This is a genomic window from Shouchella xiaoxiensis (genome assembly GCF_016907895.1).
Taxonomy (GTDB): domain Bacteria; phylum Bacillota; class Bacilli; order Bacillales; family Bacillaceae_D; genus Shouchella; species Shouchella xiaoxiensis.
This window is the reverse complement of sequence record NZ_JAFBCV010000013.1, coordinates 22,482-42,338: the sequence shown is the minus strand read 5'-3', so window position 1 is coordinate 42,338 and position 19,857 is coordinate 22,482. Positions and strand designations below refer to the sequence as shown.

Genomic DNA, 19,857 nt, shown 5'->3' with positions numbered 1-19,857 from the left:
CTGCTTTTTTATTATTCTCATAGAAAATCCTCTTCCCACATATATGTGGGAAGAGGAGGGCGATAGGAATGAAAGTCGATGGAGTCTTCGCTGGTGGTGGTGTAAAAGCATTTGCCTTTATTGGCGCAATTGAAACGACGGAGCGAAAAGGACTTGAGTTTGAGCGCATTGCAGGCACAAGTGCTGGGTCAATTGTCGGTGCTCTTTTAATGGCTGGTTATAAGGCGCATGAAATCAAACAATTGTTAGACGAATTAAATGTAGCTTCTTTAAAAGATGATCGAATGTCTCTGTTGCCATTTAAAGTAGCAAAATGGATTAACTTATACTTTAGAATGGGTCTTTATAAAGGGGATAAATTAGAGGCTTGGATTAAAACGTTCTTAAATCAGAAAGGAATAAATTCGTTTGGCGATCTTCCGCCAGGGGCACTTAAGGTTGTTGTATCCGACATTACTAAAGGTCAAATGGTTGTATTACCAGATGATTTGCCGAAGTACGGTATTAATCCAGAACGCTTTAGTGTGGCAAGAGCCATTCGGATGAGCTGCAGCATCCCGTTCTTTTTTGAGCCTGTCAAGCTTCATAATAAAGCGGTTGGAAGCCCTCCTTCATATATTGTCGATGGAGGCTTATTAAGTAATTTCCCGATGTGGCTTTTTAAAGATGGTCGAAATGGGACGTGGAAAAGGCCAGTGATTGGCTTTCAATTATCACCGCAAATTGATGAACGTCCAACTCATAAAGTAAAAAATGCTCTTGATTTATACAAAGCAATTTTTGAAACAATGATTAGTGCACACGATGTGCGCTATATTCGAGCGGAGCATGCAAAAAATATCGTATTTATACCAATGGAAGAAATTAAAGCAACGGATTTTTCGTTGACGGAAGCTGAAAAAGACCGAATGATTGCGCTTGGAGCAGCAAAAACAACTGAATTCTTAACTCAGTGGAGTGGATAAAGAGCACACCCATAAGGTGCGCTCGTTCTTTATGCTTTTTTCTTATTGGTTTTTGTTGTTGGTTTTCCGCCCTTGCCTTCAATTACTTTTAGATGAGGTGCAGATCGCCGCTTTGGTACTTTCTTTAATCCTCTTTGATTAAGTTCGGATTGGCGCTTATTCTTAGGGAAGTTTTGAGTCTTGCTCTTAGGAGCACTCTTGGCTGTGCTTGTGCGCTGCGCTTTTTTCATTTGCGCTCGTGATGGTCCATTTTTTGTTTTTGAAAACATAGGAACACGGTATCGTTTTGATAAATAGAATCGATAACCAAGGTAGAAAAGCAAGCCAATCGTAACGGTAATGCCGATAACGCTAAAGAACCCGCTTATGTTACTTAAAATGCCAATAACAGCAAGAATGAGAAAAAGCGGTAAGAGAATTTGAACCATCTTCCTCATAAGAAACGCCCCTTTCTAATTGACTTTATAAGTACTCGCCTCAGTTAAATTATAAATCTTTTCCAATGGAGCGAGCAAGTATAATAAAATATTTTCTTATTATTCATAGTATGCCATTTCAGTAGGATTCATATAAGCCAAATAGAATGTTCATTTATTTTTTTTAGCTGGGCATACTTGATACTGGAGGTGTTTTTATGGAAAGTCAAATGGATAAAAAAATTATTAAAGAAAAACAAATGGGATATACAATGAAAGTTGTTCTAATAGGGTTTTTTGGTGGCCTAATTTGGTCCGGAATTGGCTACTTCTCTTATTATTTTCATCTAACAGAAGTAGGCCCCTCATTTGTGTTGCTTCCTTGGGCACTAGGAGATTGGAAAACTGGACACTGGGGTCAGGTAATTGGAATAGCTGTAATCGCTTTTCTATCAGTTGGTATAGCATTTATTTACAAGTGGTGCTTACAAAAAGTAAATAGCATGTGGCCGGGGATTGGATTTGGTGCCTTGCTATGGGTTCTAACTTTTTATTTTTTAAATCCTTTCATTGATCAGCTTAAACCGATTCAAAGCTATACATTTAATACAATTATTACAACGCTTTGTCTGTTTTTACTTTACGGATTGTTTATTGGCTATTCCATTGCGTATGAGTATTCTGAACAAAACTATGCAGCTAACAATGAGAAGTCCGTTTAAAGAGCTGCTGAATTGTGCTACAATTTCCTTATCACATAGAGGGATGAGGGATTTTTATGTCAATTGTTCAATCGTTACAAGGTATGCTAGCAAAAAATGAAATTGACGGGCTGTTAATTTCTAGTGGGATAAACAGACGTTACGTAACTGGTTTTACTGGTACTGCTGGTGCCGTGCTTCTAACTGAGAAGGAAGCTTTATTTATTACAGATTTCCGCTATACAGATCAGGCGGAAGAGCAAGTCAAAGCTTGCGAAATCGTTAAACAGTCAGGCACATTAGCACAAGAAATTGCAAATCAGGCAAAACGATTAAACATTAAACGATTAGGTTTTGAAAAGAACAAATTAACCTATGGAGAATTTGAGCAGTTCAATAGTTTATTGTCAGACTGTACGTTAATACCGGTTGCTCAACTTGTTGAGTCTCTTCGATTGATTAAATCAGAAGAAGAGCTATCAATAATGAAATCAGCAGCGAAAATAGCTGACGATGCGTTTACATATATTCAAGGTGTTATTAAACCTGGTATAACAGAACTTGATGTTTCAAATGAACTTGAATTTTTTATGAGAAAACAAGGAGCCATTTCATCGTCTTTTGATATTATTGTTGCGTCTGGATACCGTTCAGCCTTGCCACATGGTGTAGCATCAGCTAAAAAAATTGAGTCGGGTGAACTCGTTACCCTTGACTACGGTGCTTATTTCAACGGGTATTGCTCGGACTTAACCAGAACATTAGCTGTCGGAGAGATATCTGATGAGCTTAAAACGATTTATGAAACGGTGCGGGTAGCGCAACAGTTAGGAATGGAAGGCATTAAGCCTGGCTTAACAGGAAGAGAAGCAGATGCTCTTACGCGTGATTATATTGAGGCAAAAGGTTATGGGGAGAATTTTGGACACTCCACAGGGCATGGGCTTGGCATGGAAGTCCATGAAGGTCCAGGGCTTGCTAAAACTTCTGAAGTTATTTTACAACCGGGTATGGTTGTGACGGTTGAACCGGGAATTTATGTACCTGGTGTAGGTGGTACACGAATTGAGGATGATATTGTTATTACAAAAGACGGGAACCAGACGCTCACCTATTCATCCAAAGAATTAATCTATGTCGGTAACTAATATTCTATAGGAATATAAGACAGTTGTAGAAAGCTATGGTATAGTTAATACGGCAAAAAGAGTGTAGATGGAGGAATAAATATGATTTCAGTTAACGATTTAAAAACGGGATTAACAATTGAAGTGGAAAATGGCATCTGGCAAGTTATGGATTTTCAACATGTTAAACCAGGTAAAGGTGCAGCGTTTGTCCGGACGAAGTTGCGCAATCTTCGAACAGGTGCAATTCAAGAAAAAACGTTTCGTGCAGGAGAGAAAGTAGGCAAGGCTCATATTGAGAATAGACGCATGCAGTATTTATATGCGAGTGGTGACACACATACGTTTATGGACAACGAGTCTTATGAGCAACTTGAGCTCCAAGCCAATCAAATTGAATACGAATTGAAATTTTTAAAAGAAAATATGGAAGTTCATATCATAACGTATCAAAGTGAAACGCTTGGTGTTGAAGTGCCAAATACGGTTACGCTTGAAGTTGTTGAAACAGAGCCTGGTATTAAAGGCGATACAGCTTCTGGTGGAACAAAGCCGGCGACTGTTGAAACAGGCTTAACCGTTCAAGTGCCTTTCTTTGTTAACCAAGGAGATAAATTAATTATCGATACAAGAAATGCTTCTTACGTTTCAAGAGGCTAAACCGAACATAAAAACCACGCTTAGTCTATTAACTAAGCGTGGTTTTTTACTATGTTTCCATTTCGTAAGCAAGCTGGAGTGATTCTTTTAAATAGTCGGCAGCATCATCGACACTAAATGAGTCGGTTAAAAAACGAGAGTGATGACGTGCATAGGCATCTTTTCTTTCATAATAAAGATGCTCAAGTTCATTTATTGTTTTTCCTTGTAAGATAGGGCGGCTATCCACGAGTAGATGGACTCGGTCTTTCCACGATTGAAACCCTATATCCAAATAGATAACAAGACCGTCAGCTAGGCAGCGGTTTTTAATCGACTCCTGTGTAAACGCACCACCACCAAGAGAAATGATCTTTAGTTTTTGTTCACAGGTAGATAGCACAATCTCTTCTTCGAGCTTTCGAAAATAATGCTCTCCTTTCGTTTTGAATATATCAGAAATAGACATCTTTTCTTGGTCTTCGATCTCTTGATCCACATCTACAAAATCGCGATACATCTTCTGGGCCAACTTCTTACCAATGCTTGTTTTTCCAACGCCCATAAAACCTACTAAAATGATGTTTCGCTCAATTAAAGGTCGCTCTTGTTTAGTCACAATAGACACTCACTTTACCTAAGTTATTTTGTACAGTATAGCAATAATTCGTTAGGTGTGTGTTGATTTTTCTTATTCTTATTGAAAAAGCTGTTGCAGAAAGCTAAAACTTACAGTAAACTAATTTTAATTCCGATAATAATTATGTGTTTTGTAGGAGAGGTGAGAAGAGTAATGAAAACGGTTTTAATTGTGGGTGATTCAAAGCAAGCTTTTGGCGTTGCAAAAGCAATTAAACGCCATATTTCAACAACCTACGCGGAAATAAATGTGGAGGATTACACAAGCTTTAAGACGATTCAATCGGCTAAGACACTTATATTTGTTCTTCCTGCATATAAAGAGCCATACCAGCATTTTAGAAAATTGGTATTAAATTTAAAAGAGCAAGGATTAAATCATAAAGAAATTGTTTTTATTAGCACGAACGGTTCTGCAGTACACCATGGCATTATGCAAATGTGGGTACGAGAAATTGGATGCTTACGAGCAAGTGCTTCGTTTCCAGATAATAATTTATGTTTAAAACCAAATGGTGAACTACTTATGACTGAAAAAATTCGCAAAAAATTGTTACCTGTTGTGCATCAGCTGCAAAAGAATAACCAAGCAAAAATTATTTCTTAGTTAGTGAATAAGTATAAGAAAGAACGCTATACAAGGACGATTAAGAACAAGTGAAACAAAGGGATTTACTCTTAAAATGATATCCTTTAGTTGATTAATAACAGCCACTTCCAATTGGAGGTGGCTTATTTGCGTATGAAACACGGTTCTGAACTTGTCTTACCTAACATAAGGTGTACAAAGTTACTTTTTATGATTTGTGACGAATTGGACTGAGAAATACAAGTATAAAAACGAGCAATGGTTTGAATTTCCTGGAACTTATTAAAACAGGAGGCTGTTTGACATGCTTAACTCAATTACTGAACTTTTACCGCCACATGTTTCTGACTTTGTTCAAACGTTTCCTACCGTAGACATAGAAAAACTAGAGGAAGTACGGATGAGAATTGGACAACCGATTGAATGTCTTTTTTCATCAAAGCCAATTTATTCAAGTGCACTCTTCTCTGAAGAAGACTCTGTGTATTTTTTAAATCAGTTAAGCCAGTATTCCATGTATGCCTTTGAGGAAGAACTTCAAAAAGGATATATCACAATCCAAGGTGGGCATCGTGTAGGTCTAGCCGGGAAAACCATTCTAGAAAATGGAGTGGTTAAGACGATAAGACCTGTTAGTTCATTTAATATTCGCGTTGCCCGCCAGAAAATCGGTGTTGGTGAAAAACTTGCGACTGAACTCTATGATCAACGAATGGGTTGGAGAAATGCCCTCCTAATAGGACCGCCTCAAACTGGAAAAACAACAGTGTTAAGGGATTTAGCAAGGATTGTGAGCCAAGGTACTAAAAAAATACCGTCAAATAAGGTGGCAATTGTCGACGAACGATCTGAAATTGCTGGAAGTATTAATGGAATTCCGCAGCATGAGCTAGGCACAAGAATTGATGTGTTAGACGGTTGCCCAAAGGCAGAGGGCATGATGATGATGATTCGCTCCATGTCCCCGCATGTCTTAATCGTTGATGAGATCGGAAGAGAACAAGATGCACAAGCCATTCTAGAAGCAAGGCATGCAGGGGTAGTTGTGATGGCCTCAGCTCATGGGCGAACGTATGAGGAAATTGCTAAAAGGCCCGTTTTTAAACGGTTGCTTGAACTAAATGCATTTGATCGCGTCATTGAATTAGGCAGAGTGCCTTATCCAGGCTATGTCAAACGAGTCCGATTGGCAAATCAGGTCGCAACAGGATGAAGTGGTTAGGTGCACTTATTATTATTTGTTGTACCACTCTCTATGGGTTTTATCGCGCTAATGCATTAAAAGAACGACCGAAACAAATTAGGCAATTACGCTCAGCTCTGCAGTCACTTGAAGCAGAGATGCTGTATGGGCAAACGCCGCTCGCGAAAGCATCTTTGAACATATCACAGCAGTTTTCTGGTCCCGTTTCTCATTTCTTTCAGCAGTTTGCCCGGAAATTAAATGAAAAAGAAACAACTGCAAAGAAAGCGTGGGAAGAATCAATTCAGCTAGTTTGGGAGGAGTTGTCTTTAAAAACGAATGAAAGAGAAGTGTTGTTTCAATTCGGTGCAACACTTGGGACAATGAGCCGAGAACAGCAGCAGAAGCAATTGAAGCTGACACAAACCCATCTTGAGCGGGATGAATTAGAGGCCAAAGATCTACAAATGAAATATGAAAAAATGATAAAAACATTAGGTTTCTTGGCAGGCTTATTAATTGTCATTTTAATGATTTAGCGATTGATTCAGACAGGAGTGAGTTCATAGATGTCTTATGATGTAAATACCATTTTCCAAATTGCCGGTATTGGTATTATTGTCGCGATGCTGCATACCGTTTTGAAACAAATGGGAAAAGAAGATTGGGCCCATTGGGTAACATTAATTGGTTTTGTTGTTGTTCTCTACATGGTTGCAACGATTGTGGATGATTTATTTCAAAAAATAAGAAGCGTCTTCTTGTTTCAAGCATAAATGGAGGTGAGCGACAATTGAAATCGTTCAGCTAGTCGGTCTTGGATTAATCGCTACTTTTTTAGCTTTAATTTTAAAAGAACAAAAACCAGCATTTGCCTTCTTGTTGACGATGTTTGTTGGTGCGTTCATTTTCCTTTTTTTAATTGATGAGATTGCGCAAATGATTGCGCTCATAAGCGAGCTTGCAGAGAACGCCAATATCCATATTGTCTATCTCCAAACCATTTTAAAGATTATCGGAATAGCTTATATTGCTGAATTTGGCGCGCAAATCGCAAAAGATGCTGGTCAAGGGGCGATTGCTTCAAAAATTGAACTTGCAGGGAAAATATTCATTCTTGTGTTGGCTATTCCCATTATTAAAGCAGTGATTGAAATGATTATCGCATTGCTTCCATCGTAAGGAGGACAAGCATGCAAGTAAAACAGATCCTACCGTACGTTCTAATAGTGCTGTTCTTCTTTGTTTTCAGTGGTGGTGTCCATGCACAGGAAGAAGAGTCGGATGAATCACTTGAACAATTGGTTGAAGAACAGCTTGGTATTTTAAAAATTGATGAGATTCAGGCTTATTGGGAAAAAATCTCTGACGATTACGGTGGTTTTTTACCTGAAAGTCAAAAGGGAAGCTTAACTGACTTTTTAACTGGAGACAAGCAGTTTAGCATCAAAGAGTGGTCACTTGGTCTTGTTAAATATTTACTCCATGAATTTATCGTTAATGGAAAATTACTTGGGATGCTGTTATTGCTTACCATTTTTTCGTATATTCTTCAATCTTTTCAAAATGCCTTTGAGCATCAGACTGTTAGTAAAACGGCTTATGCCATAACATTATTGGTTTTATGCATGATCGCGATGAACGGATTTCATACAGCAATCACCTATGCAACAGATGCAATTAATGCAATGGTTCATTTTTCAATAGCGCTCTTACCGATGCTACTGGCGATGATGGCTTCTCTTGGAGGGATATCAAGTTCCGCTTTGTTTCATCCAGTCATTATCTTTCTTGTTCACACAAGTGGATTATTAGTGAATACATTTGTCCTTCCTATGCTTTTTATCTCAGCTGTACTTGGTATTGTCAGTACGCTAAGTGAAAACTACAAAGTAACGAGACTGGCAAATTTATTTCGCACAGGAGCAATTGGTCTTTTAGGGGTTTTTATGACGATCTTTCTTGGAGTTGTTTCTGTCCAAGGAACTACGACAGCAGCTGCAGATGGATTAACGCTTCGTGCAGCGAAATTTATTGCCGGTAATTTTGTACCTGTTGTTGGAAGGATGTTCACAGATGCTACGGATACGGTCATGAGTGCATCCTTGCTATTGAAGAACACAATTGGAATGAGTGGTCTGGTCATCCTTTTGGCAATATGTGCATTTCCAGCAATGAAAGTGCTGTCGATCGCTTTAATTTTCCAACTTTCAGCTGCGGCACTTCAGCCTTTAGGCAACGGGGCCATAATTGATTGTTTAGGTATTATTGGTAAATCAATTTTATATGTTTTTGCCGCAATGGCCTTGATCGGCTTTATGTTTTTCTTGGCGATTACGTTAATGGTTGCGGCGAGCAATATTGCGTTCATGATGAGGTAAAGGAGGTTTCTAATCTAAGTGGGGTTCATTAATGAATGGATTACATCTATCGTGCTGCTCATTTTACTTGCTGTTGTGTTAGAGATGCTCCTCCCAAATTCACAGCTCAAAAATTATGTCAAGTTGACGGTTAGTTTAATGCTCTTGCTTTTTTTACTACAGCCGATCCTTTCTTTGTTTCACGAAGATCCTGATGAATGGCTCTATTCGTTAATTGAAGAGAGCTCAACAACTGAATACTCTGTTGAAGAAAAAATAAATTCTCAAAAAAAAGAAATAGATAAGTTCTTTGATGCATATACATCTGAACAAGTGGCTGTCCAACTAAAAGACCAAGCTAAATCGGTCCTAGCAGAATCCTATCAGATGGAAATTACTCACATTGCTTTAAACGAAAACACACAAGGGGAAATGCTAGGTATTCACGTCTTGCTCGCTCCAATGACTGAATCATCTGGGGAGAATGAAGCGACTGAGCGAATAAAGCCTGTGTCGATTGTCATTGGTGATGATGTGGAGCCGGAAGAGCTTTCTAAGCAGGATGAAGAGTTGATCTCTTTACTTGCTGAGATTTGGGAAGTGCCTGAGACAGTCATTACGCTTGAAGAGGAGGGGGATGGGTGATGGACAATGAAGTAAAAGAAGATGATTGGTTTAAAAAATGGCTGCCGAAACAACCAGATAAAAAAAAACGCTCAATTTCGCCCAAATATATTTTACTCCTAGGCGGTTTAGGCATCGCATTAATGATTGGAAGTCAATTTTTTCAACCTGATTCAAACGATATGCCCGTAACGTCGTCGGAAGAGGATATTGAAGCAACACCGACATTTGCACGAGAAGCAGAGAAAGATTCAATGGCAGATTATGAAATCCGCTATGAAAATCAGCTTCGAGAAACATTAGAAGAAATCATTGGTGTAAACGATGTTTCCGTTAGTGTGAACCTTGCTGAATCAGAAAAAAACATTTATGAAAAAAATGTCCGTTCAGGGAACCAAACGACATCTGAAACCGATCGAGAAGGTGGTACGAGAAAAGTTGAGGATTTTCAGGATGAAGAAAATGTCGTTATTGTACGACGAGGTGATCAAGAAGAAGCGTTGGTCATATCGAAGGAAAAACCAGCGGTAGCAGGTGTCCTTGTAGTTGCTGAAGGTGTGGATAATGTACAGGTAAGAGCTTGGGTAGTAGAGGCCGTTAGTCGCTTATTAGACGTCGCTCCTCATCGTGTATCCGTCTTACCTAAGAAATTAGAGGAGGAATAAGCAATGGTCTTGAAAAAACAAACGGTATGGTTATTAACAATGCTAAGTCTAATGCTTGTGCTCGGAATTTATTATGTCAATATGAGTTCACAAGAGCGCGCGGAAAGTCCTGAAACAGAAGAGGTTGTGGATTTACCTGATATGAATGAAGAAGCAGAAGACGAAGCCGAACAAATTACGGCAATGTCTGGTAATGAGTCTATGACAGAAGCGAGATTAAAGCGAGATGAAGAACGTTCAAGAGAGTCTGAGGAATACAGTAAAGAAGCCGCTAATGAAGACAATTCAGCAGAAGAAAAAGTGGAGGCGAATGATCGTGCGCTAGAAGTTTTAGCGATTACTCAAGTAGAAAGAGAGTTGGAAACAACACTTATTGCTGAAGGATACGAGGATGTTTTCGTTCATACAGATGAACAAAGCAATCAAATTCGAATTACGGTACAATCAAGTTCAGATGAGAGCTCTAGAACGGAGGCTTTAACAATTATGTCAATGGCGCGAGAAAAGCTAGAGCTCGGTCCAGAATCTGAAATATTAGTTAAATTTGAAAAATAATACGTTTGGCTAAGCGGCTTGAATCATTTCAAGCCGCTTTTATATTGAACATGCAATCCCTACTTACACATGATATAATACACCAATGTAGAATGAATTAAGGAGAGATTGCAGATGGAATGGTCCGATTTAACAGAAGGAGCCAAGGCTGTCCTTGAACAAACGAGAAATGTAAAAAATGACCATATTCAAATTGTTGAGTTTGAAATTGGCTTTTCAGAAGAAGTAGAAGATATGGATGGCGATAAGGTTAGCGTATCCATTCAAGAAGAGGATTACAAAAACTTAAAGCTTTATACGCAAGAAAATGAATATGGGGAAAAATACCATATGGCAAAAAATAAAAATATCGTAAAAATAATTTTATTAGAGAATGGTAAAATACCAGATAATCTTTCTGAGTTCCCGGTGTTTCGACAGTATAAAAAAGAAGTTGTTTCTGCTGCTGAAGATCAAGCAGAATAAAAATAATTGACCCTGGACCCTGATGTTACCAGGGTTAATTGCTACATATTATAAAGGGATTTTTTTGTGACTTGGCGAATAAAGCTAGTGTGATGTATTTTAAAACTACAATACAAACGAATGATTGAATGCAAAAAGGAGTTGCTTTTAAATGTTAAAAGTTGATGAAATTAAGAGTTTAATAGATGCCTTACATGCCTCAAGTGTAGATGAGTTAAACCTTGAGCAAAATGAAATGAAATTATCACTTAAGAAAAATACTACGGTTGTTCAAGAAGCAGTCAAACCTAGTGTGCCTGCTGTTGAAACACAGCCATCACTTCCACCGCAAGTTAAAACTGAGGCAATTCAAGTCCAAGAAGAAGGACCGCAAGATGATCGTAATTTATTTACAGTAACTTCCCCAATGGTAGGGACGTTTTATGCAGCGCCATCTCCTGATGCTAGTCCTTATGTAAAAGAAGGGGATTCGGTTGATGAAGAGTCTGTTGTTTGTATTGTTGAAGCAATGAAGTTAATGAATCCAATCGTTGCAGATGCGAAAGGGAAGATCGTCGAAATCGTAGCCGAAAACGGTGAATTAGTGGAATACGGACAACCTTTAATGGTTGTAGAACGTACCTAAGTAGGAGCGAGAGCCAATGATTAAACGTATTTTAATTGCAAATCGTGGGGAGATTGCTGTACGAATTATTCGTGCGTGCAAAGAATTAGGGATTGAAACAGTGGCTGTTTTCTCAGAAGCTGATGCTGAAGCCTTACATGTTCAGCTCGCTGATGAATCGTTTTGTATCGGACCAACTGCTTCTAGTAAAAGCTATTTAAACTTTACAAACTTAATGAGCGTTGCGACTCTAACTGAAACAGATGCGATTCATCCAGGATACGGTTTCTTGTCGGAGAATGCGGACTTCGCAGAGATCTGTGCTGACTGCAACATTACATTTATTGGACCAAGCCCAACAGCAATCAATCGCATGGGAACCAAAGATGTGGCGCGAGAGACGATGAAAGCGGCAGGAGTTCCAATTGTACCTGGGTCTGAGGGGATTGTAGAATCAATTGACGATGCGAAACAAATCGCCAACGAAATTGGTTACCCTGTGATTATTAAAGCAACAGCTGGTGGTGGCGGAAAAGGAATTCGAGTCGCTAGAAATGAAGCTGACCTAGAGTCAGGCATAGCCATTACCCAGCAAGAAGCACAGACAGCTTTTGGTAATCCTGGTGTATACTTAGAGAAATACATTGAAGATTTTAGACATGTTGAAATTCAAGTGTTAGCTGATAACTTTGGCAATACGATTCATCTAGGTGAAAGAGATTGTTCCATTCAAAGACGTTTACAGAAGCTTGTGGAAGAAACCCCTTCACCAGCTATTACTCCAGAAAAACGAAAAGAAATGGGAGAAGCAGCGGTTGCAGCAGCTAAAGCAGTAGAATATTCAGGCGCTGGCACAGTTGAATTTATTTTCGATCATCATTCAGGTGAGTATTATTTCATGGAAATGAATACGCGAATTCAAGTGGAACACCCTGTTACAGAAATGGTGACCGGTATTGACTTGGTAAAAGAGCAAATTCGAGTGGCGAATAATGAACCGCTTTCTGTAAAACAAGAAGAGGTTACATTCACAGGTTGGTCGATTGAGTGTAGAATTAATGCTGAGAACCCTGCAAAGAACTTCATGCCTTCACCAGGTAAAATCGTTGATTACTTAGCACCAGGTGGATTTGGGGTTCGGGTAGATTCAGCTGTGTATCCTGGGTACACGATCTCACCGTTTTATGATTCAATGATTGCAAAAGTTATCGTTCATGGAGCTACGAGAGAAGAAGCAATTGCTCGTATGAAACGTGCACTTCAAGAATTTGAAATTGAAGGTGTCGATACAACAATTCCATTCCACTTGAATTTATTTGATCATGAAGTGTTTGTTTCCGGAGATTTTAATACAAAGTTTGTTGAAACGTACGATGTAATGCCGGTAAAAAATAAGTAAAGGAGGTTTTACTGTCATGGAAGATCATCAATTATTAGAACTTGATGAACAGAAAAGCGGATTAGGTAAGGTGGAAATTTCGCCGGAAGTCATTGAGGTAATTGCAGGTATTGCTACTCAGGAAGTTGAAGGTGTAGCAGCTCTACGAGGGAATTTTGCCACTGATGTAGCAGAGCGATTAGGAAGAAAGAATCATGGTAAAGGTGTGAAGGTTGAACTAGATGAAGACGGAATTGTCGTTGATGTATCAATTATTATCACATATGGAGCTGCTGTTCCTGAAGTAGCTAACCTAATCCAGTTAAATATTCAACAAGCATTGGAAACGATGACTGCGATTCAGCTTAATGAAATTAACGTGCATGTTGTAGGTGTTTATTTCGAATCGGCAGAGACAAATGTTGAGAACGAAATGGAACAAGCGTAAATTCAAGAAGCGGATGAGAGAGAACCGACTTAAGTCGGTTCTCTTCTGTTTTTACGAACAATTGATTTTACGCTATACTAATAAAGATAAAAGAAAAAGGAGTTTATTATGAATCGACGTGTTGCAAGACTTCGTGCTGTTCAAACGTTGTACCAATTGAGTTTAGTGGCTTCGATTGAAGTTGAACAAGCGATTGAAAATACATTAAGCAATGAAGAAGAACCAAATGAATTTTACCATGCACTTGTGTACGGAACATTAGAAAAGCGTGATGAAATCGATGGCTACTTAAGTGGTCATTTAAAGGGCTATACGATTGATCGTTTAGGTCATGTAGACCGTGCAATAGCAAGAATGTCTTTATATGAAATGCTTTATATTGAGGATATTGAGATGAACATTTCTTTAAATGAAGCAATTGAACTTGCTAAAGCTTTTGGTGGTCAAGATGCGGGGCGTTTCATGAATGGTGTCTTATCGAATGCATATGATGGGGCATTAAAGAATAAAAAGTAATCCCTTGTCTTATCTAATGGGAGTTGAGAGGAGGATGGGAATGAACATGGCATGGTCTGTAAGTGAAGCCACTTCTTACATTAAAGGACTGCTTGAAGAGGATCCACAGTTAATGGAAGTGTGGATAAGAGGAGAACTATCTAATTTTAAGCAACATACACGTGGCCATATGTATTTTACTGTAAAAGACGATGGGTCTCGTTTGCAATCAGTGATGTTTGCTGGACATAATAGTTATTTACGGTTTAAACCTGAAAATGGTATGAATGTTCTTATGCGTGGCGAGATTAACGTGTACGAGCCTTATGGGCAATATCAATTTTATGTGAAGGAAATGCAGCCTGATGGAATAGGGAGCTTACACGTTGCTTTTGAACGCTTAAAGAAAGAACTAGAAGAAGAAGGATTATTTGATCAAGCGATTAAAAAACCGCTTCCCCAATATCCAGCACATATTGCCGTTATTACGTCTCAAACTGGTGCGGCAATAAAAGATATTATGACGACGCTCAAACGGAGAATGCCGCGAATTCGCGTAACGTTATTACCAGTTCTCGTTCAAGGTGATGCTGCACCAAGCTCGATTGCGCATGCAGTTGAACAAGCAAGCATAGCTTCTATATTTGACTTAATTATTATGGGTAGAGGTGGCGGTTCCATTGAAGAGCTCTGGGCGTTTAATGAAGAGATTGTAGCTAGAGCAATCGCTTCAGCTACAGTTCCCATTATATCTGCGGTTGGGCATGAGACTGATTTTACAATCAGTGATTTTGTTGCCGATCTACGTGCGCCTACCCCAACTGCAGCAGCTGAAATGGCCGTCCCAGACTACCGAGAAGTGCTAAATCAACTGGAAGCAATGAAGCATAGGTCCATTCGTTCGATCAGTGAGAAGTTGCGAACAGAACAAAAGCGATTGGAGACTTTGAATAAGTCGTATGCGTTTCGATACCCGAGGCAATTAGTTGAGCAAAAAGAACAACAGCTAGATTATTTGATGGAACGATTGTCACGTAGTATTAAGAAAGAGTTGGATGTAAAAAGACAAGCGCTTACTCGCTCCAATCAAGCGCTATTGAGGAACCATCCTCACAATCATGTAACGCAGCTTAAATCAGAGTCTCATTACTTAAAAAAACGTTTAGTGAAGGCGATGGAGATTGAAATGGATCGCAAGAAAAGAGAAATGGGATCGGTTTTATCTAAGCTGCAGCTATTAAGTCCATTAACAACAATGGAGCGAGGGTACTCCCTTGCATATAAAGAAGAGAAGTTAATAAAAACGATAAGTGATGTAGAAGTTGATGATGAAATTTCTGTTACGATGCAAGACGGACGAATTTACACGAAAGTTACTGGAAAGGCTATAAATACTAGTGGAGGTGGATGGAATGGATCAAAGTCTTAAAAAAGAGGAAAACCTTCCATTTGAAGAAGCAATGAACAAGCTAGAAGATCTTGTGAGCAAGCTTGAGGAGGGTGATGTTCCGTTGGAGCAGGCAATATCAATGTTTCAAGAGGGAATGACGCTATCTAAAAACTGCCATGATAAATTAACGAAAGTAGAAGCGCAACTTGATCAAATTATGAATGACGATGGTGAGATCATTGAAGTAGATTTGCAAAAGGAGGCAGCTGAGTGAGCTCCAAATTTGAATCCTTTTTGCAAGAAACGAAGCAGTTAATTGATCGAGAACTGCCAGAATTTATAAATCGTTTAGATGCTGAGCATCGTTTGAAAGAAGCGATGCTCTATTCCCTTGAGGCAGGAGGAAAGCGTGTAAGGCCAGTTCTTTTAATGGCTGTATTGGACGCATATGGGCAACCGATTTCAGATGGTCTGGAAGTTGCCTGTGCCCTCGAAATGGTTCATACGTATTCATTGATTCATGATGATTTACCGGCAATGGATGACGATGATTTAAGACGTGGTCAACCAACAAACCACAAAGTCTTCGGTGAAGCAACAGCAATCTTAGCTGGAGATGCACTATTAACTCATAGTTTCTCGATGATTTCTAATGCTCCACATTTAAATGATGATGTAAAAGTAAAGCTCATCTCTATATTTAGCGAAGCCGCTGGCGCATCTGGGATGGTTGGAGGACAACTGGCAGACATGCTAGGTGAAGGAAAACAATTAGACGTTGACCAATTAGCATCAATCCATCACCGTAAGACTGGAGAATTACTAGCGTTTGCCGTTAAAGCAGGGGCTTTAATTGCAGGTGCAACAATGACTGACGCAGTAAAGTTAAGTGAATATGGCAAAGAAGTTGGTCTCTTGTTTCAGATAAAAGATGACATACTTGATCTTGAGGGAGATGCACAATTAATAGGCAAACCTGTTGGAAGTGATCTTTCAAACAACAAAAGTACGTATCCGGGTTTACTTGGAATGGATGGAGCGAAGGAGATGTTGGCAACTCATCATCAAAAAGCATTAGATCCATTAAAAGAAATTGGATTAGCTGGAACATTACTGGAGGATCTTGCCAACTATATTGTTCAACGCAATCATTAAAACCAGCACTGACGCTGGTTTTTTTCGTCAATTAGGCGATCTATAGACTTGAACGGTTATTGCTGTTCTTTCTCTGCTTGTTTTTGTTATAATTGGGGTACATATTAGATATGAGTAAATTCCTTTAAAAAGGAATTAATGAGATTAAAAATGGGGGTTTCATCGATGAACCTTGAAGAAATCCAGAACCCGAGTTTCTTAAAGAACTATTCGAATAAACAGCTTGAGGAATTAGCAGTAGATATTCGACAATTCTTGATTGAAAAGCTTTCGGTTAATGGTGGTCACATCGGACCAAATTTAGGCGTAGTAGAGTTAACATTAGTTTTGCATCAATTGTTTGACAGTCCAAAAGATAAATTTCTCTGGGACGTAGGGCACCAAGCATATGTTCATAAGATTCTTACGGGTAGAGCGGACAAGTTCGACACAATTCGTCAGTATAAAGGACTCTGTGGTTTTCCTAAGCGGAATGAAAGCGAGCATGATGTGTGGGAAACGGGACATAGTTCCACTTCATTGTCTGGTGCAATGGGAATGGCAACAGCTAGAGATTTGAAAGGTACAGATGAGAGTGTAGTTGCCATTATTGGCGACGGTGCCTTAACAGGTGGAATGGCATTAGAAGCATTGAATCACATTGGTCATGAACAAAGAGATTTAATTGTTATTTTAAATGATAATGAAATGTCAATTGCCCCAAATGTAGGTGCACTTCACCATATACTAGGACGTTTAAGAACGGCTGGTAAGTACCAAAAAGCGAAAGATGATATGGAACAGTTAATCCGAAAAATTCCAGCCTTTGGTGGGAAGCTCGCGGATACGGCTGAACGTTTAAAAGATAGTTTAAAATACATGGTTGTCTCAGGCATGTTTTTTGAAGAAATGGGCTTTACCTACTTAGGTCCAGTAGATGGACATGATCTTGAAGAATTAAAGCATAATATTAGTTACGCCAAAAAAGTGAGCGGTCCTGTATTAATTCATGTTCTTACGAAAAAAGGAAAAGGCTATAAACCTGCTGAAGATGACGCAACAGGTGCATGGCATGGTACCGGTCCTTATAAGATTGAAAACGGAGAAATGGTCAAGAAAGCTGGCCCTCCAAGTTACCCAAGCGTATTTGCAAATACGTTAAAAACAATTGCACGAGAAGATGAGCGCTTAGTAGCGGTTACACCAGCAATGCCTGGTGGATCAAAACTTGACTTGTTTGCCGAAGAGTTTCCTGATCGTATGATAGATGTTGGAATTGCGGAGCAACATGCAGCAACAATGTCAGCAGGTTTAGCTACTCAAGGATTAAAACCTGTTTATGCTGTGTATTCAACTTTCTTACAAAGAGGATACGATCAAGTTGTTCATGATATCTGCCGTCAAAACTTAAATGTGTTGATTGCGATTGATCGGGCTGGTTTAGTTGGAGCTGACGGAGAAACTCATCAAGGGGTCTTTGATATTTCATTCCTACGCGCATTACCAAACATGGTTATCTTAAACCCGCGTAATGAAAATGAGCTACAGCACATGCTTTATACGGCTATTCAATATGATGATGGTCCAATAGCGGTCCGTTACCCTCGTGGAAATGGAACTGGCGTCAAAATGGATCAACAACTTAAGCGGCTGCCAATTGGAAAATGGGAAACCATTCAAGAAGGAGCAGATGCGGTCATTTTAACGTTTGGAACAATGATACCAGTTGCTGAAAAAGCAATTGAGCGCTTAAGTCAGAATGGTTTAAATGTACGCTTAGTGAATGCGAACTCAGTTAAACCGCTCGATGAAGAAATGCTATCTAATATCGCGAAAGAGGATATTCCAGTTCTGACCATTGAAGAAGCTGTTTTGCAAGGTGGTTTTGGAAGCGCCGTATTGGAATTCTTTAACGAAAATGAACTACATGTTCAAGTAAAGCGCTTAGGAATTCCAGATTGGTTTATTGAACATGGCAGTGTCGGAGAACTTTGTGAAGAGATCGGCTTAACGCCTGAAAATATAGCCGACACGTTAGCTAGCATGATTCCTCGACAACAGAAAAGAGCTTAACTGAATGGCGAAAAAAGAACGCCTAGATGTTCTGCTTGTAGAAAGAGGACTGGCCGAAACAAGAGAAAAAGCAAAAAGAAGCATTATGGCTGGAGTCATTTATAGTGAAAATGAACGTTTAGATAAACCAGGGATGAAAGTAGAAGTTGATATCTCCCTTCGTATTAAAGGAGATACGTTGAAATACGTAAGTCGAGGTGGCCTTAAGCTTGAAAAAGCGCTTGATGTGTTTGCTTTTCGTGTAGACCATAAAGTGGGGCTTGACATTGGTGCCTCGACTGGCGGTTTTACGGACTGTGCTTTACAGAACGGTGCCAAAAAAATGTACGCCGTTGATGTGGGATACAATCAATTAGCTTGGAAAATAAGACAAGATGAACGAGTCGTCGTAATGGAACGAATGAACTTTCGTCATGCAACGAAAGATGATTTCAAAGAGGCAGAACCGGAATTTGCCTCCATTGATGTTTCGTTTATCTCACTAAGACTAATTTTGCCGGCGCTCTCTAACATTTTAGCCGACTCAGGTGATGTAATGGCATTGATTAAACCACAGTTTGAGGCTGGTAAAGACCAAGTTGGTAAAAAAGGGATTGTACGTGAGCCGAACATTCATAAACAAGTTATAACAGACATCGTTCAGTTTGCTGGTTCGATCGGTTTTACCCCATTGCAAATTGATTATTCTCCCATAACGGGGGGAGAAGGTAATGTTGAATTTTTGCTTCATTTAAGAAAAGGGGCCGGAAATTCACTTATTACTGAAGAGAATATTGATACGGTCGTGCAAGATTCCCAGCGTTTAAAAAACAAGTAGAGAAGGCTCTTGCCTTCTTTTTTTGTGTCAATTAAGTTGAATCAATCTTGCCGAATAAGGGTAAACAGTAGATAATAAGGCTAGAGCGCACGTACTGATAAACAAAATAGATAAGGTAAGGTGATGGCATGAATAAAGGGCAGCGCCATATCAAAATAAGAGAAATTATTACAAATAATGAAATCGAAACACAGGATGATTTAGTTGATACCCTCAAAAATGATGGATACAATGTGACGCAAGCTACTGTTTCAAGAGATATTAAAGAGCTTCATTTGGTAAAAGTCCCTCTTCAAGACGGTCGTTATAAGTACAGCTTGCCAGCCGATCAAAAATTTAATCCCCAGCAAAAATTAAAGCGGATGCTAACAGATAGTTTTATTAGTATTGATCAAGCTGGTAATTTGGTCGTGATGAAAGCAATGCCTGGGAACGCCAATGCGATTGCAGTCTTAATTGATAATTTAGATTGGACTGAATTAATGGGAACAATTTGTGGTGATGATACAATATTAATTATCTGTCGGACCGAGAATGATGGACAAACTGTTTCAGAACGATTTTTGAATATGCTTTAAAGGCGGTGAGTG

General features: G+C 39.2%; 26 protein-coding genes. 24 read left to right on the top strand and 2 right to left on the bottom strand.

Features of this window, described 5'->3' with window-relative positions:
* Positions 1–68: 68 nt before the first annotated feature.
* The gene (locus JOC54_RS17445) at positions 69–965 is read left to right on the top strand and encodes a patatin-like phospholipase family protein (RefSeq protein ID WP_035420111.1); all 897 of its coding nucleotides are present in this window, start codon (positions 69–71) and stop codon (positions 963–965) included.
* A gap of 29 nt (positions 966–994) precedes the next feature.
* Here JOC54_RS17445 and JOC54_RS17440 read toward each other — a convergent pair whose 3' ends face one another.
* On the bottom strand, positions 995–1,402 hold the full coding sequence (locus tag JOC54_RS17440) for a hypothetical protein (RefSeq protein WP_035420114.1): 408 nt from the start codon (positions 1,400–1,402) through the stop codon (positions 995–997).
* Between the two features lie 197 nt (positions 1,403–1,599).
* On the opposite strand from JOC54_RS17440, the gene JOC54_RS17435 reads away from it, so the two are divergent.
* The 3 genes from JOC54_RS17435 to efp all read left to right on the top strand — a co-directional run bounded on the left by JOC54_RS17435 (position 1,600) and on the right by efp (position 3,869).
* A complete protein-coding gene (locus JOC54_RS17435) occupies positions 1,600–2,103 on the top strand; it encodes a YqhR family membrane protein (protein WP_239586806.1) in 504 nt (167 codons plus the stop codon).
* Positions 2,104–2,159: 56 nt separating this feature from the next.
* Complete coding sequence (locus tag JOC54_RS17430) at positions 2,160–3,230, top strand: M24 family metallopeptidase (protein WP_204467856.1); 1,071 nt, start codon at positions 2,160–2,162, stop codon at positions 3,228–3,230.
* An 81-nt stretch (positions 3,231–3,311) separates the two neighbouring features.
* Positions 3,312–3,869 (top strand): elongation factor P, encoded by a 558-nt coding sequence (gene efp / locus JOC54_RS17425; protein ID WP_035420117.1) that lies wholly within the window; start codon positions 3,312–3,314, stop codon positions 3,867–3,869.
* Between the two features lie 49 nt (positions 3,870–3,918).
* Here the strand turns inward: efp and JOC54_RS17420 are convergent, their stop codons facing one another.
* Entirely contained in the window at positions 3,919–4,467 is a 549-nt protein-coding gene (locus JOC54_RS17420) for a shikimate kinase (protein ID WP_035420119.1), read from the bottom strand.
* 174 nt (positions 4,468–4,641) lie between these two features.
* Here JOC54_RS17420 and JOC54_RS17415 point away from each other — a divergent pair, with 174 nt between their 5' ends.
* The 20 genes from JOC54_RS17415 (at position 4,642) to ahrC (ending at position 19,845) form a co-directional block, all read left to right on the top strand.
* On the top strand, positions 4,642–5,094 hold the full coding sequence (locus JOC54_RS17415) for a hypothetical protein (protein WP_204467854.1): 453 nt from the start codon (positions 4,642–4,644) through the stop codon (positions 5,092–5,094).
* Between the two features lie 286 nt (positions 5,095–5,380).
* The gene (gene spoIIIAA, locus JOC54_RS17410; RefSeq protein ID WP_204467851.1) at positions 5,381–6,289 is read left to right on the top strand and encodes a stage III sporulation protein AA; all 909 of its coding nucleotides are present in this window, start codon (positions 5,381–5,383) and stop codon (positions 6,287–6,289) included.
* On the top strand, positions 6,286–6,798 hold the full coding sequence (gene spoIIIAB / locus JOC54_RS17405) for a stage III sporulation protein SpoIIIAB (protein WP_035420121.1): 513 nt from the start codon (positions 6,286–6,288) through the stop codon (positions 6,796–6,798). Before spoIIIAA ends, spoIIIAB begins: the two co-directional genes overlap by 4 nt.
* 30 nt (positions 6,799–6,828) lie before the next feature.
* Positions 6,829–7,035, top strand: a complete 207-nt coding sequence (gene spoIIIAC / locus JOC54_RS17400) for a stage III sporulation protein AC (RefSeq protein WP_035420124.1) — start codon at positions 6,829–6,831, stop codon at positions 7,033–7,035.
* A 16-nt stretch (positions 7,036–7,051) separates the two neighbouring features.
* The gene (gene spoIIIAD, locus JOC54_RS17395; RefSeq protein ID WP_235194591.1) at positions 7,052–7,441 is read left to right on the top strand and encodes a stage III sporulation protein AD; all 390 of its coding nucleotides are present in this window, start codon (positions 7,052–7,054) and stop codon (positions 7,439–7,441) included.
* An 11-nt stretch (positions 7,442–7,452) separates the two neighbouring features.
* Positions 7,453–8,640 (top strand): stage III sporulation protein AE, encoded by a 1,188-nt coding sequence (spoIIIAE, locus tag JOC54_RS17390; RefSeq protein ID WP_204467849.1) that lies wholly within the window; start codon positions 7,453–7,455, stop codon positions 8,638–8,640.
* 18 nt (positions 8,641–8,658) lie between these two features.
* Positions 8,659–9,264, top strand: a complete 606-nt coding sequence (spoIIIAF, locus tag JOC54_RS17385) for a stage III sporulation protein AF (protein ID WP_204467846.1) — start codon at positions 8,659–8,661, stop codon at positions 9,262–9,264.
* The gene (spoIIIAG, locus tag JOC54_RS17380; RefSeq protein ID WP_204467843.1) at positions 9,264–9,908 is read left to right on the top strand and encodes a stage III sporulation protein AG; all 645 of its coding nucleotides are present in this window, start codon (positions 9,264–9,266) and stop codon (positions 9,906–9,908) included. The genes spoIIIAF and spoIIIAG overlap by 1 nt, the downstream gene beginning before the upstream one ends.
* 3 nt (positions 9,909–9,911) lie before the next feature.
* Complete coding sequence (locus JOC54_RS17375) at positions 9,912–10,463, top strand: SpoIIIAH-like family protein (RefSeq protein ID WP_035420128.1); 552 nt, start codon at positions 9,912–9,914, stop codon at positions 10,461–10,463.
* 114 nt (positions 10,464–10,577) lie between these two features.
* Positions 10,578–10,928: a hypothetical protein gene (locus JOC54_RS17370; RefSeq protein WP_035420129.1), complete on the top strand. Its 351-nt coding sequence runs from the start codon at positions 10,578–10,580 to the stop codon at positions 10,926–10,928.
* A gap of 151 nt (positions 10,929–11,079) precedes the next feature.
* On the top strand, positions 11,080–11,553 hold the full coding sequence (gene accB / locus JOC54_RS17365) for an acetyl-CoA carboxylase biotin carboxyl carrier protein (RefSeq protein WP_035420132.1): 474 nt from the start codon (positions 11,080–11,082) through the stop codon (positions 11,551–11,553).
* Positions 11,554–11,569: 16 nt separating this feature from the next.
* Positions 11,570–12,931 (top strand): acetyl-CoA carboxylase biotin carboxylase subunit, encoded by a 1,362-nt coding sequence (gene accC / locus JOC54_RS17360; RefSeq protein WP_054793091.1) that lies wholly within the window; start codon positions 11,570–11,572, stop codon positions 12,929–12,931.
* 16 nt (positions 12,932–12,947) lie between these two features.
* Positions 12,948–13,358 (top strand): Asp23/Gls24 family envelope stress response protein, encoded by a 411-nt coding sequence (locus tag JOC54_RS17355; RefSeq protein ID WP_035420136.1) that lies wholly within the window; start codon positions 12,948–12,950, stop codon positions 13,356–13,358.
* 108 nt (positions 13,359–13,466) lie between these two features.
* Complete coding sequence (gene nusB / locus JOC54_RS17350; RefSeq protein WP_035420138.1) at positions 13,467–13,874, top strand: transcription antitermination factor NusB; 408 nt, start codon at positions 13,467–13,469, stop codon at positions 13,872–13,874.
* Between the two features lie 40 nt (positions 13,875–13,914).
* Positions 13,915–15,282 (top strand): exodeoxyribonuclease VII large subunit, encoded by a 1,368-nt coding sequence (gene xseA / locus JOC54_RS17345; protein WP_204467841.1) that lies wholly within the window; start codon positions 13,915–13,917, stop codon positions 15,280–15,282.
* Positions 15,266–15,517, top strand: a complete 252-nt coding sequence (gene xseB / locus JOC54_RS17340; RefSeq protein ID WP_035420140.1) for an exodeoxyribonuclease VII small subunit — start codon at positions 15,266–15,268, stop codon at positions 15,515–15,517. Before xseA ends, xseB begins: the two co-directional genes overlap by 17 nt.
* Entirely contained in the window at positions 15,514–16,398 is an 885-nt protein-coding gene (locus JOC54_RS17335) for a polyprenyl synthetase family protein (protein ID WP_035420141.1), read from the top strand. Before xseB ends, JOC54_RS17335 begins: the two co-directional genes overlap by 4 nt.
* Positions 16,399–16,563: 165 nt before the next feature.
* Positions 16,564–18,450, top strand: coding sequence for a 1-deoxy-D-xylulose-5-phosphate synthase (dxs, locus tag JOC54_RS17330; RefSeq protein WP_204467838.1), 1,887 nt, complete (start codon positions 16,564–16,566; stop codon positions 18,448–18,450).
* A 4-nt stretch (positions 18,451–18,454) separates the two neighbouring features.
* Complete coding sequence (locus tag JOC54_RS17325) at positions 18,455–19,267, top strand: TlyA family RNA methyltransferase (RefSeq protein WP_204467836.1); 813 nt, start codon at positions 18,455–18,457, stop codon at positions 19,265–19,267.
* A gap of 128 nt (positions 19,268–19,395) precedes the next feature.
* Positions 19,396–19,845 carry a transcriptional regulator AhrC/ArgR gene (ahrC, locus tag JOC54_RS17320; RefSeq protein WP_035440578.1) on the top strand — a complete coding sequence of 150 codons (450 nt, stop codon included), beginning with the start codon at positions 19,396–19,398 and terminating at the stop codon, positions 19,843–19,845.
* Positions 19,846–19,857: the final 12 nt, after the last annotated feature.